8 protein-coding genes are annotated in these 15,370 nt (G+C 63.1%); all 8 read left to right on the forward strand.

The features are described from left to right. Positions 1 to 332: 332 nt before the first annotated feature. The 8 genes from ACIPRS_RS15125 to ACIPRS_RS15160 all read left to right on the forward strand — a co-directional run bounded on the left by ACIPRS_RS15125 (position 333) and on the right by ACIPRS_RS15160 (position 15,368). The gene (locus ACIPRS_RS15125; protein ID WP_446539139.1) at positions 333 to 2,018 is read left to right on the forward strand and encodes an ABC1 kinase family protein; all 1,686 of its coding nucleotides are present in this window, start codon (positions 333 to 335) and stop codon (positions 2,016 to 2,018) included. Between the two features lie 341 nt (positions 2,019 to 2,359). Next, complete coding sequence (ku, locus tag ACIPRS_RS15130) at positions 2,360 to 3,262, forward strand: non-homologous end joining protein Ku (RefSeq protein WP_298123681.1); 903 nt, start codon at positions 2,360 to 2,362, stop codon at positions 3,260 to 3,262. A gap of 184 nt (positions 3,263 to 3,446) precedes the next feature. Then, on the forward strand, positions 3,447 to 3,794 hold the full coding sequence (locus ACIPRS_RS15135; protein WP_337731975.1) for a CBS domain-containing protein: 348 nt from the start codon (positions 3,447 to 3,449) through the stop codon (positions 3,792 to 3,794). 9 nt (positions 3,795 to 3,803) lie between these two features. Next, complete coding sequence (locus ACIPRS_RS15140) at positions 3,804 to 4,430, forward strand: GIY-YIG nuclease family protein (RefSeq protein ID WP_337731974.1); 627 nt, start codon at positions 3,804 to 3,806, stop codon at positions 4,428 to 4,430. Between the two features lie 81 nt (positions 4,431 to 4,511). Continuing rightward, positions 4,512 to 7,088, forward strand: coding sequence for a DNA ligase D (gene ligD / locus ACIPRS_RS15145; RefSeq protein ID WP_446539140.1), 2,577 nt, complete (start codon positions 4,512 to 4,514; stop codon positions 7,086 to 7,088). Between the two features lie 332 nt (positions 7,089 to 7,420). Further along, positions 7,421 to 9,250 carry a diguanylate cyclase domain-containing protein gene (locus ACIPRS_RS15150; RefSeq protein WP_446539283.1) on the forward strand — a complete coding sequence of 610 codons (1,830 nt, stop codon included), beginning with the start codon at positions 7,421 to 7,423 and terminating at the stop codon, positions 9,248 to 9,250. Positions 9,251 to 9,378: 128 nt separating this feature from the next. Continuing rightward, on the forward strand, positions 9,379 to 12,336 hold the full coding sequence (locus ACIPRS_RS15155; protein ID WP_446539141.1) for a bifunctional diguanylate cyclase/phosphodiesterase: 2,958 nt from the start codon (positions 9,379 to 9,381) through the stop codon (positions 12,334 to 12,336). 875 nt (positions 12,337 to 13,211) lie between these two features. Further along, positions 13,212 to 15,368, forward strand: a complete 2,157-nt coding sequence (locus tag ACIPRS_RS15160) for a TonB-dependent siderophore receptor (RefSeq protein ID WP_446539142.1) — start codon at positions 13,212 to 13,214, stop codon at positions 15,366 to 15,368. The last annotated feature ends 2 nt before the right edge of the window (positions 15,369 to 15,370 follow it).

Here is a 15,370-nt window from a genome sequence, read left to right on the forward strand (position 1 = left end):
GCGCGGTACTGCGTCGTGTGCCCCCGGGTAGTCTTGTTCCGGATCGGGTTTTGGGCTGTCCCGATCCTGGAGTTGATCGTGGTCCTTCCAGCGTGCTTTCTCGTTCCTGTGCTTGTCGGGCGTGTCCGCCTTGGCGCTGTCGCTGTGAGCGTTATCGCGATGCGTGCGGGTCCGATTCATATGGGTGCCTGCATTCATTAGAGCCCGGAATGGGCGTATACGCATTGAGCATGCCCCAGCGGTTATCGCAACGTGATCATGCCGCGTGTTCGTTCACGACAAGCTCACTACCTCGGTCATAACAATCCGGAACAGCAACATTGAGGTTCGGCATGAGCAGTGAGACAGAATCGACTCCGCAGACCGGCCGGCTGGCAAGGCGCGCCACCATTCTGCAGTTCCTGTTCCGCTACCGGAAATCCGGGGTCTTCAACGGACTGGCACTGGACGCGGACCTCGAACAGGAGGACGTAGCCGAGGAAGGCAGCCCGGAACGTTTCGCCGACGAGCTGGAGGCGATGGGTCCGACCTTCGTGAAGCTTGGCCAGATGCTCTCCACGCGCCCCGACTTCGTGCCATCTGCGTACGCCGCCGCCCTGGAGAGGATGCAGGAAAACGTCGCGCCGATTCCTTACGATCTGGTGCGTGAACAAGTCGAGGATGCGCTGGGTGTGCGGATCAGCAAGGCTTTCGAAGCCTTCGATGAAACACCGTTGGGATGCGCGTCGCTAGCGCAGGTGCACCGCGCGACCTTGCGCGATGGAAGCGAGGTCGCGGTCAAGGTCCAGCGGCCGGGCGTGGCGCAGCAACTGCTTAGTGACCTGGAACTGCTGCGGGGCGTCACCGACGCCGCGGATCGCATGACCGAGCTGGGCAGGCACGTGCGCTTCTCCGAGTGGTTGGCGGAATTCTCACGTTCGCTGATGGCGGAACTGGACTACATTGCCGAGGCGGAGAACCTCGAGCGGTTCCGCCAGCACCTGCTGCCATTCAAACGGCTGTGGGTACCCGCGCCGATCTGGGACTACACGAGCAAGCGTGTGTTGACCATGGAGCTGGCCCAGGGCACGCGGGTCGACCAGATCACCGGTTTGCGCCGCACTGAGGAGTCGATGACACCCTTGGCAGAGGAGCTGCTGCGCGGCTATCTGGACCAGATCTTCGTGCATGGCGAGATCCATGCCGATCCCCATCCCGGCAACCTGCGCGTCACCGATGACGGACGCTTGGCGATCTTCGACCTGGGCATGGTGGCCAATGTCCCTCCGCGTCAGCGCGACCGCTTGTTGAAGCTGCTATTCGCCGCCGTGGACGGCAGGGGCGAGCAGGTCGCCGAAGAGAGTATCTCGCTGGGAGTCCGCCTTGATGACTACGACGAACCGCGCTACCTGCGCGAGGTAGGGCAGTTGATCTCGCGGTACAGCGCGCACCAGGCCTCGATGTCGGAGGGCCGTGTCGTCCTGGAACTGGTCCGCATCGCGACGCAGTGCGGTCTGCGTACGGCGCCGGAACTGAGCTTGCTGGGCAAGACGCTCTTGAATCTGGATACCGTGTGCCATGCATTGGCCCCCGGGCTGGACACACAGCGGCTGGTGGAAGATCAGTTGCAGCACGTGATGCGTGCGCGCCTGCGCAAGTCGCTGTCCTCGCCCAATCTGGCCAGCGAGATGATGGAGGTGCAGGCGCTGATGCGCGACGGACCGCGCAAAGTATCCGATATTCTGTCGCTCGTCGCTGAGAACCGCTTGCAGATGCGCGTCACCGGATTGGAAGAGTCGCGGTTGATGGAGAACCTGCAGAAGATCGCGAACCGCATTTCGATCGGGGTAATTACCGCAGCACTCATCATGGCCTCGTCGCTGATGATGCGTGTTTCGACCCCGCACACGGTGTGGGGATATCCCGTAGTGGCGTTGGCATTGTTCCTGGTCGGCGTAATGCTGGGCTGCGGGATCGTTATCAGCTCACTGCTGAGCGATCACCATGCGCGCAAGCGGGAAGAGGCCGGGCCACGGTAGCGCCGTCGCCATTACGATGGGCGAGGCAAGCATTTCATTCACTTCGCGGGTCAGGTAGGGGGTTCTGCGCAGGCCGGACAAAGGTCGGGGGAAAACCTGGGTGGCGTCGCGTGTCTGCGAATGGCTGCACGACCCGACCAGTGAGTCTTTCGGGATGGTGGGCTGCGGCGTCAGCGCCCTGCTGGCGTTTTCGTCGTACACAGACCCCCGGAAGATGGGGGAACTGAGGCTGCCGAGCATCTGGCCGGAGCGCGCGGACAGCCGCACCGTCCCGCTTCACATGGTCTTGCCTACGCACGCATGAAGATCAGGGCCTCAGCCGTAGCGCCCAAGGTGTTGCCATGCCACGTCCCATCTGGACCGGAACCCTGTCTTTTGGCCTGCTGAACATTCCGGTGTCGCTGATGTCGGGCGAACGGAAGGTGGACATCAGCTTCCGCATGCTGGACTCGCGCGACAGGAAGCCCATCCGGTTCGAGCGGGTGAACGCGGAGACCGGCGAGGAGGTGCCCTGGAAGGACATCGTCAAGGCCTTCGAATACGACAAGGGCAGTTACGTGGTTGTCGAGAAGGAAGACATCCAGTCTGCGGCCCCGGAGACGCACGAGTCCGTGGACGTGGAAGCCTTCGTCGATGCCGACAGCATTGGCATCCGCTTCTACGAAAAGCCCTACATCCTCGTTCCCGGCAAGAAGGCAGAGAAGGGTTACGTGCTGTTGCGGGAAACCCTGAAGAGCACGAAGAAGATCGGCGTGGCCCGCGTGGTCATCCGCACGCGCGAATACCTGTGTGCGGTCATCCCCGAAGGCGACGCGCTGGTGCTCATGATGCTCCGCTACCCGCAGGAGCTGGTGGATCCGGAAGAGTACAAGCTGCCCTCGGGCAAGGCCGCCGACTACCGCATTGCGGCCAAAGAAGTGGAAATGGCGAAGAGTCTCATCCAGTCTATGGAGGCGACCTGGGCGCCGGATTCCTACCATGACGAGTTCCGTAAGCGTCTTGAGGCGATCATCAAGAAGCGCATCAAGGCGAAGGGCGCGACCACGAAATTCATCGATGCTCCCGTCGAGCATGACGACGCGGCAACCAATGTCGTGGACTTCATGGCACTGTTGCAGAAGAGCCTGGACAGCAAGAGCAGGACGCCCGCGAAGAAGACCGCCGCACGCAAGACGCCGACAAGCAAGGCTACAAAGAAGAAGGCTCCCGCCAAGCGGACGACGAAGCGCGCGGCGGCGAAGTAGGCAGTAGTGATGCCCACAGGTGCGGAATCCGTGCGCTTTGCCCCGGCAACGATGGCCGGGAACGCCAGGTCATCGACTAGCCGTTGCCGGTTCTCGTCTCCATCACCGCTGGCGTTGCGTGGATTGTCCCGACGAATGGACGGATGCGAAAAGATCATGGCCAAGGAAACGAAGGACGGTTCGCATGAAGGTGCGTGATGTCATGAACCCGGATGCCTGCGTGGTATCCCTGGATGACACCGCGCAGCAGGCCGCCACCCTGATGGCCGAAAATGACATCGCCAGTCTGCCCGTAGTCGACGAAGGTCAGCTGGCCGGTGTGGTAAGTGATCGAGACATCGCCCTGAATGTCGTCGCTGAGGGTCGGAGTGCATCCACCTGCGTCCGTGACGTCATGACATCCAGGGCGATCTACTGCATCGACGACGAAGACGTTGATGACGTTCTCTCGCGAATGGCGATGCTGGCATCGAACCGGCTTCCCGTGGTGGACCACGGCGGAAAGCTGGTCGGCATCCTCATCCGCCGCTGACGTCGCATCATGGCTGGACGGACGATCGTCCCATTGGATGGCGTGGGCACGGGGGCGTCGGGCGGCGCGTTCCTCTACGTGTTCCCGTGCGCCTACGAGGACTACGCCAAGCTCGGCATCTCGAAGGAGCCGTTCGCTCGGCTGTCCGCCTTCGCACCCCGCTACTTTGAGTTCTTCGACCTGGAGCGTGGCTGGCTGGTGCGAGCGGACGCCGTACGCGAGGCGCGACAATGGGAAACCCGATTGCACCGGCACCTGCATGCGCACGCCGCACCCCCGCCGCTGCTCGTGCCACGTCGAGCGGCAGGCCATACCGAATGGCTGCGCGGGGCGCAGGCCGCGCTGGAAGCGGCGCGAGACGACTTCATCCGCCGAGGGTTCACCGTGCATGCGAGCCTGCGGACTTGGGCCCGGGAGCGTCTGTTCGCCGAGCGGTGGCGACTGGCGACGATGGAGCAGGCGGCGGTGGCAACATGGGGCGCGATCGAATTCTGGCCCTGGCAGGTGGAGCACACGCCATTGGCGGCCGTCCGCGACAGCCTTGATGCTTGTCGTGCGCTGGAGGTCGAGTTCTCCGGTGTCGTTTCCGCTGCGTTGCGCGATTGGCACCGGCGCAGCAGCCTGCTGCCTCCCTGAGCAGGAAGACGGCACAGGCACGCGCATGCACATCGCGTTGACGACCCGCGTCGCATAAAGGGGGCGTTGAAGGAGGCGGTGATGAGCCTGGTGGAGTATCGGCGCAAGCGCCGTTTTGACAGCACGCCCGAGCCTGCGCCGGGCAGCCGCTTGCCGCGCGGGCGCCGCCCCATCTTCGTCGTGCAGCTGCATCACGCCAGCCATCGTCATTACGATTTCCGGCTGCAGGTTGGGGACACGCTGAAGAGCTGGGCGGTCCCCAAGGGCCCCAGTCTGGATCCGGCGGTCAAGCGCCTGGCGGCGGAAGTGGAAGACCACCCCGTCGACTATGCCGATTTCCAAGGCGAAATACCGAAGGGCGAGTATGGCGGCGGTCATGTGGCGACATTCGACAAGGGTCTCTGGACCACCGAGGGAAATGCGGAGGAACAGCTTGCCAAGGGCCATCTGCGTTTCGAGATGTTCGGCGACAAGCTGAAAGGCGGTTGGCATCTCGTGCGGACGCAGAAGCCTGCACGCACGCCGCAATGGCTCCTCTTCAAGGAGCGTGACCGCTACGCCAGCAAACAGGAGGCCGACGACCTGCTGGAGGATGTCGCCCGCGCGCCGGCGAAGCCGGCGCGGCCCAAGACGGGAAAAGCAGCAAAGGTGGCAAAGACAGCAAAGGCGTCTTCGTCTTCGCGTGGGTCGCCGAAACGCTCCGACCCCTGGGGCGCACGCGCCGCCAAGCTGCAGGGTGCCAGGGCGACGAACGACCCGCCGTCATTCCGTTCGCCGCAGCTCGCCAAGCTGAGCGCCACCGTGCCCGCAGGCGACGAGTGGCTGCATGAGGCGAAATGGGATGGCTATCGCCTCATCGCGCAGATCAACCGCGGCAAGGTGCGCCTGTGGTCGCGCAACGAACTGGAGTGGACGAAGAAGGTGCCGGAGATTGTCGGCGCGCTGGAGGCGCTGGGGCTGCAGGACGCCGTGCTTGATGGCGAACTGGTGGCGGGGGCAGGGCGCCAGGAAGACTTCGGCCTGCTGCAGGCCGTGCTGTCCGGCGAGCGCAATGCCGTGCTGTCCTATCTGCTGTTCGACGTACTGCAGATCGACGGTGTGGATCTCTCGCGCAGTCCCCAGTATCAGCGCAAGGCGCTGCTGGCGGAAATCCTGAAGAAGCCGCCGCCGCACCTGATCTACAGCTCGCACATCATCGGCCGTGGCGAGCAGGCCCTGGCCATGGCCATCGAACGTGGCCTGGAAGGCATCATCTCCAAGCGCGCGGATGCGTCCTACCACGGCGGGCGTGGCGATGCCTGGCGCAAGATCAAGCAGCGCAACGCGGAGGAGTTCGCCATCGTCGGCTTCACCCCGCCCAAGGGAAGCCGCGCGGGCTTGGGCGCCCTGTTGCTTGCCACACCGGATCCCGACCATGGATGGCGCTACGTGGGTCGCGTGGGCACCGGCTTCAATGCGCAGCTGCTGGCCGACCTGCCGACCAGACTCGGCCGGGATGCGCGCGCAAAGCCCATGGTGCACGTCGCGGTGGATGATCCCGAGCTGCGCCACGCCCGGTGGGTGCGGCCGCGCCACGTGGCGGAAGTGTTCTTCCATGGCTGGGGCAGCCAGGGGCTGTTGCGGCAGTCGTCGCTCAAAGCGATCCGCGCGGACAAGACGGCAGACGATCTGCAGGAGGCTGGAATGCGCAACCCGACGGAAAAGCCGCAGCCCTCACCAACTGAAAAAAAGAAGAAGCACTCGGCTTCCGCGGTGACCTTGAGCAGTCCTGGTCGTGTGGTGTTCGCGGAAGGTGGCATCACCAAGGCGCAGGTGTTCGATTACTACCAGGCGATGCTGCCCTGGCTGCTGCCCGAGCTGGCGGGGCGGCCACTGTCGGTGGTGCGTTGCCCCCAGGGCGCGGACCGGCCGTGCTTCTTCCAGAAGCACCACACGGCCGGCATGGAGCACGTGGGCGCCGTCAGCATCGAGGAAGACAGCGGCGAGCGCGCGGACTACCTGGTGGTGGAAGAGGGAACCGGATTGCTCGAGATGGTCCAGTTCAATGCGCTGGAATTCCATCCGTGGGGTGCCACCGCGGTCTCGCCCGACAAGGCGGACTACATGGTCTTCGACCTGGACCCCGGGCCGGATGTCGCATGGCGGCAGGTGGTGGAAGCCGCGCGCCAGGTGCGCGGGCGGCTGGAAGCGATGGGACTGGATTCGTTCGTGCGGACATCAGGCGGTAAGGGCCTGCATGTGGTGGTGCCGCTGAAACCGGCGTGCCCATGGACGCAGGTGAAGCCGTTCGCGCATGCCTTCGCCGAATCGATGGCGGCATCGGAACCGCTGGCATACGTTGCGACGGCCAGCAAGAAAGTCCGCAAGGGCCGCATCTTCATCGACTACCTGCGCAACGGCCGCGGTGCCACCAGCGTCGCGTCGTTCTCGTTGCGTGCCAGACCGGGAGCGCCCGTAGCGATGCCGTTACGCTGGAGCGAACTGGGGCGGGTGAAGGCAGGCGATGCCTATGACCTGGTCTCGGCGCGTCGCCGCATGGAGCGCGTGAAGGCACATCCTTGGGAGGCTTGGACGAAGGTCAAACAAGACTTGGATGGCGCAATGCGCCTGATCGACACGATAGTCCCCAAGGCGCAAGGGAAGCAGCGCAAGAATTGATGACGCGAACATCCGGACGGGGAGGGGGATGGTCCTTACGTCAAACTGACTTTTGCAGATCGCTGGCGGTTCACGCATGTGGCCACTATCGGTCAATGACAGGTGCCAGTTGGGGCCATGCCCCGATCAATGACGAGGATCCACGTATCCCGAACAGTGCCTTGCTCTACTGTTGCCTTGCATGCCTTCTCCGAAGCACCGTCGAGCACGTGCCGCCTGCAGTGCGCTGGCAGCATCCATGAACAGGCCGGCACTCACAGCCGTGCACGCGGTGCTTACATTGTCCATTCCACTATCCGCGTGGCATGAGGCTGACAGGATGCGATGTGTCCATGCAGGAGCGGAGGAGCGCGCCGGCTGATCTCGCGCTGGTTGCCGTGTTGGTCGCGGCAGGCGCTTGGTTGTCCAACACCTGGGGCGGACGCCCAGGGGACCTGTCTGCTGTCTGGATTTCAGGAGGCATCCTCTGTGCATGGCTGTTGCTCCGGCCCAGCGCCTCATGGGTAGCGTATTGCGTGGTGGGCGGCATCGCCGATATCGCAGGCCAGTGGGCGGCCGGAACGGCACTTTCCGTGGCTATCGCCCTGTCGCTCTGCCAGGGAATCGAAGTGGTTGGCGTGGCATATTTCATCCGCCGTGAGATTCCCAACATCCGCGACCCCCGCCACTGGATACACTTGGGTGGCGTAGCGACGGTCAGTACACTGCTCGCCTGCGCGGTCTCGGGCCTCCTCGTTGCCGCACTGGCGCACCACGTCATGAAGGCAGACTTCGGCGTCGCGTTCGCCACCTGGTACGGCGCGCACGTGTTGGGCATGGTCATCGTGGGTACCGCCACCCTCGTGCTGCACGTCGAAGGCGTGCGCGCATTGGCTCCACGCGGCCGGCGCACCCGCTTTGCAGTCAGTATGGGATTGATTGCAAGCGTTGGACTGGCAGTGTTCACCCATCCGTATCCAGTGCTCTTTCTGACGTATCCGCCTTTGCTGCTGGGTGCGTTTCGTCACCGGTTTTCTGGTGTCGCCATCGGCGTGACGCTGCTTGCGGTAATCGGCATAGCGCTCACCACCACCGGCCATGGTCCCCTCGCCGGCATTTCTACCTCGCACCCCGCGGTGGGCATCGTACTGTTGCAGCTCTATCTGGCGGGTGGCTGCCTCCTGACCATCCCCGTGGTGCTGGCGATGGCGGAGCGCGATCGGTTGACCGCACGCGTGCGGGACAGCGAGCAGCGCTACCGACTGCTGGCGGATTTCTCAGGCGACCTCGTGGTGAGACTGAACCAATCGGGCGAGCGCACCTATGTGTCGCCTTCCGCAAGAGAAATGCTGGGTTGGTCCCCTGAAGAAATGCTGGGGTCCCGCTGGCACCTCATGCATCCTGATGATCGCGAAGGACAGCGGCGGGCAATGAAGGAAGTGGTTGCGTCCGGCCTTCCGCAGACGCATCGCTTCCGGATCCGGCACCGCGACGGCCAATATGTATGGGTGGAAGTGGTCATGCGATCCGTTCCCGGCGATGATCCCTCGGTGCCGGTAGACCTCATCCTCTCTGGGAGGGATATCAGCAAGCGAGTAGCCGCTGAGCGGGCCTTGGAAAAGAGCCGACTCGAACTGGAGCGCCTGAGCCTGGTGGATGCCCTGACCGGAGTGGCCAATCGACGCCAGCTGGAACGCCGGCTTGCACTGGCCATTGCACGCCTAGACAGGGGCAGTGGCGCCATCGCGCTGTTCTTCCTCGACCTGGATCACTTCAAGGAGGTGAACGATACGCACGGTCATGCGGCAGGAGACGGCGTGATCCGCTGCTTCGCGGATCGCCTGCAAGCGGTGGCGAACGAGGAGAAGGGCCTGGCGGTCCGTTTGGGTGGGGACGAGTTCGTGATCCTGCTCGATGGCAACATCACCGCAGCGGCCGTCGAGGAGGTCGCAAGACGCATATTGGCATCGGTCGATGCACCCATGTACTTCGGAGGAATTTCGCTGATGCTCACCACGAGTATCGGGATCGCATTCGCGCAATCGCCTGTAGAGGAAGATGACCTGCTGGCTACGGCGGACGAGGCGCTGTACAAAGCAAAGCAGCAGGGGCGCAATCGGTTCCATCTGACCATGGTGCGTGCATCGCGTCCGCAGCAGTCCGCCCCAAATGTGTCTGCGTAGGCACCCAACTGCCATTCCGCAGGCACCTGTGCGGCCGACCCATGGACGTGTCCGCTGGAACCGCTGTCGCGGCGCGTGCATGATCGGCGCGTCGAAGGGATGTCCAGTATGGCAGGGGTGACGACGCCATGAGAGCGGCGCTGACTCGGGTAACCGCGGCCTCCCCATCCACCGTGCGCTGGATCGGCACCTGCCTGGGCCTATTCATCAGCATTGGGCTGGTTCTGACGGTCGTGCAGGATAGGCTTGCACGCGTAGAAGCAGCGCGGCGCCAGAGCACGGCCGTGGCCATTGGTGTGGATCGCCTGCTCCATTACGAGCTCCGCAACCTCGAGCGTGCGTTGCGAGGCATGGCGGTCGAAGCGGATGGCTACGCAGAAGACTATCCCGAGCGCAGCCGGTGGGACCTGCCGGCAGCAATCCGCGGGGTAGTCTCGCGACATGTCGAACTTCAGGACATCGATCTGTACGACGCCGAGTGGCGCGCGATCCATCATGGCGTCGGTGCGCATGAACGCCCGGCTCACCCTGCATACACTCCCGGGCATGGCGGGGGGCTGGGCGTGGGGGGGCTGCAGCAGGAGGGCCATGGCGAGCCGATCATCCCCCTGGCGCTGCGCACGCCCGAAGGCAACTGGCTGGTGGCACGGCTGCGCACGTCGGAGCTGCAGCGCATGCTGGAGGGTCTGGATATAGGTAGGCGGGGCAGCGCAGGAATCCTGGACTGGAATGGCGTGGTGCTAGCGCGCCAAGGCATTAGTGGCGCCTACGTGGGCAGGCAGGTGCCGTTGCCTGCAAACCTCACGCCGGGCGCCACGGTGCAACTGGATATGGTGAGTCGACTGGATGGCATCGAGCGCTTCGCCAGTTTCACCTCGACCAGTGACTATCCTTTCGTTGTGGCAGTCGGTCTTTCGAAACAGGACGCGATGGCGCCTTGGTGGCGCTATGCGGTCATCGCAGGCTGCCTGTTGGTGCTCTATTGGCTGGGGATGTCTTACCTGATGCGGAGGATGTCGGTGTCCGAGGCTGCTCGCCGTAGAGTTCACGATGAACTACGGCGGCATGCCGACTGGCTCACGAAGGCCCAAGAAGCTTCGCATGCAGGTGTATGGGCGATGGAACTTGGCGATGACCACGTCCGCGCTTCCGCGCATGCCGCCAGCCTGTTCGGTTTCGCCCCTGTCGCGGGCATGTTGCCGCTGGCGGAGTTCTTCCAGCGCATGCATGTACTGGACAGGCAGAGGGTCGAACGCGAATTCGAACAGGCGCGGGCAAACGGGCAGCCATTCCGCTCCGAGTACCGCATTGTCATGCCGGATGGACAGTGCCGTTGGATCAGTGCGCAGGGCGCGTTGATCGAGGGTGAAGACCACAAGCCACGCATGACGGGCACGATCGTCGACATCACCGAGCGCATGGCGCGGCAGGAAGAGCTGAAGCGCGCGGAGATCCAGTTCCGCGAGTTGTTCGACCTGAATCCACTGCCATTCTGGGTATTCGATATCGAGTCTCTCCGGTTCCTGGCGGTCAATGCTGCCGCCATTTCCCGTTACGGATACTCGCGCGAAGAGTTCCTGGGGATGACTATCCTGCAGATCCGCCCGGCCGGAGAGGTCGAGGCGGTACTCGCGTCGGTCAATGACGGTGCCGAACCACGCGACGCCTCGCCTGTATGGAGTCATGTCCGCCGCGACGGAACGCCCATGCATGTCCGCGTGCACAGCAGCAGCATCATGTTCAATGGGCGTGCAGCGCGGTTGGTACTCGCCGAGGACGTGAGCGACCGGGTGGCCCACGAGAAGGATCTCGCATGGCGGGCTGCGCATGACGAGGGCACGGGCCTGCTCAATCTACGTACGTTCGTCGAACAGCTGGATGACCCGCCGGAACCGGCCGGAAACAGCGGGATCTACGCTGTCGCCTACGTGCAATTGCGCGATCTCGCATTCGTTTCGCCCACCTTCGGGCACCGTACGCGCGACGAGATGATCCGTAGCATCGCGCAACGTCTCGCCGCCGTCGCGGGTCGGCACGGGCCGCTGGCCTACGTGCCTGCCGATGCCTTCGTCGCCGTGACGCGCCATGCGGCCGACTGGAACGAACTGGTGGACGAGCTGTTGGCTGCATTCTCCGAGCCCGTCGAGTCGGGAAGTGGAAGCCAGCGCATGGAAGCATGGATAGGAATCGCCTTCCGGCAAGCTCCCGATCAGGGGGCGGAAGAGGTCGTGGCACATGCGTCGCTTGCCGCACTGCAGGCCCGCGCCGAGAACAGCAGGACGATGCACTACACCGACAGCATGGCGGACGACGCCAGTCAACGACTCGCTATGATCGATCGCCTGCGACGGGCGCTGCCGGGTGATGAGTTCGAGCTCTTCTTCCAGCCCATCCAGCGCCTGAAAGACGGTACGGTCTTTGCAGTCGAAGCGCTGTTGCGGTGGCGTACCCCCAGTGGCTACGTTGCACCGGACAGGTTCATCCCCTTGAGCGAGGAATCGGGCCTCATCGTGCCCATCGGCGATTGGGTGATCGACAAGGCGGCACAGGCATATCAGGCGGTGGCGGCGGTGGGGTTCCCGGGAATGGCCATCGCGGTGAATGTTTCCGCTGTGCAATTCATGTCCGGGACCGTTCCCCGTCTCCTCCGGAGTGTCCACGAGCGCTACGGCCTTCCGCCCGGCAGCCTGCATGTCGAGTTGACGGAGAGTGTCATGCTTCGCCGCCCGGATATGGCACGGGCGGCGATGGAGGAATTGCAACGCGATGGCGTGTTCATCTCAATCGATGACTTCGGCACCGGCTTTTCAAGCATGACGTACCTGCGCGACCTGCCGGTGGATTGTCTGAAGATCGATCGCAGTTTCATCCGTCACGTGCACCGCGATGCGAGGAACGCATCGATATGCCAGGCATTGATAGCACTTGGGCGCGGCCTCGGCCTCGGCATCGTGGCCGAGGGCGTAGAAGCCGAGGAGGAGCTGGCCTGGCTGAAGCGGCATGGCGTCGACAGTGTCCAGGGTTTCCTGATCGCACGACCCGCTCCGCTAGAAGAACTGCTCGCCTGGCTCGCGGCGCCTAAATGAGTGCTGGCATCACTAATTCACATATGTTCGGCATGCATTCATTAATGTCTGAAAGCCGGAATCTCAGTCTGATGGTGTAGTAGCGGCAGTATCGACATATCTTCTCGGGTTTTATGGCCACCTTGCTGTGGCCTAAGATCCGAGCACTTTCAGCACGGCCCGTTCTAGAAGGCGCGCTGCTCCCAAGCGGGGTAGCTGGCCAGCATGGTTTCGGCTACGTGTTCATCCATGAGCCACGCGCCGTTCGTACGCATGTGGTCTTCGATGAAGTGGTGTCTTGCGATGCCGCGCGATACAAAGGTGTAGTCGCACGGATAGGATCTCTATGGTGCGAGCCGAATGGGGCCGTGAGTTGCAGCTGCGAACTGGACGTCAGCATGGCGAGATCTAGCCTGTCTTAACCATTTAGCTCATGCTCCATCCGTTCCTGCGGGCTAGTGCGATAGCAGCGCTTTCGGCCCTATCGCGGCTAGCGTGGCGCTCAGTGGTGACCACGTCGACGCGTGCACGCCCCTCTGCAATGCGGAACATTGCGCGGCCCTGCCAATAGACCATTCCCAGCGGATCAATCTTCTCGATCGTCTGTACAGTCAGTTGGTGTCCGTTGTCCGTGATCGTCATTACGGTCATAGCTTGCCCCTCGCCATGTGGAAATCTACTTCAAGGACCTCCGACACGGCAAAGGATGCACCGGACTGCGAATCTTTGCGGCCTTCAGTGCGCTCCCTTTGGATCTTGCCCTGCACCGTGAAGTGGGCTCGTGGGAGGATGAGTTTGAGGCGAGGGAGCTGAGAGATCTGCTGCCCGCTAGCTGCGACCGGCAAGAACAGGTGATAGACTGATGTTCTTGATAATCATTCGCATTGAAAGTCCTCATGTCCCCCCAACGGTTTACGCGTGGCCTCTTGGCCACCGCCCTGTCCTTGGCCATTTTTCAGGCTCATGCCCAGGCTTCCCCCGACGCCGCACCTGCCAACCCTGATGTAACCGAACTGGATGCGGTCCAAGTCTTGGGTCGGGCCCAAACTCTGTACAAGGCCGACGATGCCGCGGTCGGTACCCGTACGGATACGCCCTTGGCTCTGGTGCCGCAGTCGGTACAGGTCATGCCCCGCGAACTGATCGATGACCAGGCCGCACGCCAGGTCACCGACCTTTATCGGAGCATCAGCGGCATCAGCTTCTTCAGCTATGCCGGCGTGACCTTGCGTGGATTCCGCCAGGAGAACGTGCTGTACGACGGGCTGCGTGGCGATCCCTATGCAGGCTTCTCCGTCCCACAATTGTTCAACATAGAACGGGTCGAAGTACTCAAAGGTCCGGCCGGCGCGCTGTATGGCGGCGGCGATGCCGGCGGTGTCATCAATTACGTTACGCGCAAGCCGCAAGCCAAGGTGCAGCGCCGGGCCGAAATCCAATTCGGCAACGAGGATTTTGTTGCCGGTTCGGTCGAGGCGACCGGTCCGCTCACCCCGTCCGGAAGGGTGCGTTATCGCCTGGGAGCCTACGGCGATGGCGAGGAGGGCGTTCGCTGGAATGCGGACAGCCAGAGCGTGATCGGTGATGCCTCGATCGCCATGGACATCGGCGAGACCGGCGAACTGACGGTGCAGTACACCGACATCACCCAGAATCTGGGGGGCAACCGGCTCCGCGGGGTGCCAGTGAACGACAACGGCGAATTCCTCACGAACCGTCGCTGGAATCACAACGAAGCCACCGACTTCCTCGACATGAATGCCAAGGTGCTGCTCGCGCAGTATCGTTTCTCGCCGGCGCAAGCATGGGACGTCGACTTTGCTGCGCGATGGTTCGAGAACAGCGAGCATCAGATCTACCACGAGCCGATGGGCTTGATCGACCGGGACGGCGATGGCACCGCGGAATGGATGACGCGCCAGCTGCGCAACCAGTACCGGGACAACGACGCCATTGCAGTGAACGGCAATGCCGTCTGGCGCTTCAGCACCGGGACTGTGGAACACAAGTTGCTGTTCGGCGCCGACTACTACCACGTGGATTCGGATTTCACGGCACAGACAGCCAATAGCGCGGACCTGGTTCGCAACGCAGGACCCGTGCCCGGCATCGACCTGTTCAATCCCGTATACGGGGTCACCTCCTACCGCGATTACAACCTCGCCGCCCTTCCGTGGCGTGACACCAGCACCCGCGGCATTCGCTACGGCGGTTACATCCAGGACGAGCTGACCCTGACACCGCGCTGGTATCTGCTGGCCGGCTTGCGCTGGGACGGCTTTGAGGATGAGGATCTGATCGGTGGAACCCGCGTGGACGGTCACGACCTCAGCTGGCGCCTGGGCAGTACCTTCGTGCTGCGTGATGGACTGAATGCGTATGCCAGCGTGGCCAGCGGCTTCGTGCCGCAAACGACCGGCAACCAGAACCCCGCGGCAGGGGGCCCTTTCGATGCCGAGCAGAGCAAGCAATGGGAAGTGGGCTTGAAGACGCTGCTGGCCGATGGCCGCCTCACGCTCAACACCGCGCTCTACCGGATCGAGCGCAGCAACATCGTGCAAGCCACGGGTGAAGTCGTGGACGGCACCAACCAGCTGGCGGCACTTGGCCTGGTACGCAGCGAAGGCTTGGAAGTCGACCTGCTGTCAGACGTGACCGACCGTTGGGTCATCAACATCGCATATGCCTACAACGATGCCCGCGTGATCGATGCCGGCAGCAACGGCATCACCAATGCATCAGGCGATCGCTTCGCCAACGCCCCGCGCAACAAGCTGGGCCTGTGGACCCGCTATGACATCCCGGCCATCGCATCCGCCATCGGTTTCGGAGCGGACTACACGGATGAGCGCATCAGCCTGGAGGGGCAGCGGGTCAAGCCGTACACGATTTTCGACCTGAGCTGGCAGACGCAATGGCGGGACTGGAAGTTCCAGGCCAACATCAAGAACCTGTTCGACAAGGTCTATGCGGTCAGCGGTTTCATCGAACGCAACGGTCATTTCCCCGGTGAACCGCGACGGCTCTACCTGCAGGCGGCCTATACGTTCTGACT

The sequence above is a fragment of the Pseudoxanthomonas sp. LARHCG66 genome (assembly GCF_052871755.1).

Bases quoted from the DNA above. Each gene is read 5' to 3' on its own strand.
- ACIPRS_RS15125 (WP_446539139.1), top strand. From the start codon at position 333: ATGAGCAGTGAGACAGAATCGACTCCGCAGACCGGCCGGCTGGCAAGG.
- ACIPRS_RS15140 (WP_337731974.1), top strand. From the start codon at position 3,804: ATGGCTGGACGGACGATCGTCCCATTGGATGGCGTGGGCACGGGGGCG.
- ACIPRS_RS15150 (WP_446539283.1), top strand. From the start codon at position 7,421: ATGCAGGAGCGGAGGAGCGCGCCGGCTGATCTCGCGCTGGTTGCCGTG.
- ACIPRS_RS15160 (WP_446539142.1), top strand. From the start codon at position 13,212: ATGTCCCCCCAACGGTTTACGCGTGGCCTCTTGGCCACCGCCCTGTCC.
- ACIPRS_RS15155 (WP_446539141.1), top strand. From the start codon at position 9,379: ATGAGAGCGGCGCTGACTCGGGTAACCGCGGCCTCCCCATCCACCGTG.
- ligD (WP_446539140.1), top strand. From the start codon at position 4,512: ATGAGCCTGGTGGAGTATCGGCGCAAGCGCCGTTTTGACAGCACGCCC.
- ku (WP_298123681.1), top strand. From the start codon at position 2,360: ATGCCACGTCCCATCTGGACCGGAACCCTGTCTTTTGGCCTGCTGAAC.
- ACIPRS_RS15135 (WP_337731975.1), top strand. From the start codon at position 3,447: ATGAAGGTGCGTGATGTCATGAACCCGGATGCCTGCGTGGTATCCCTG.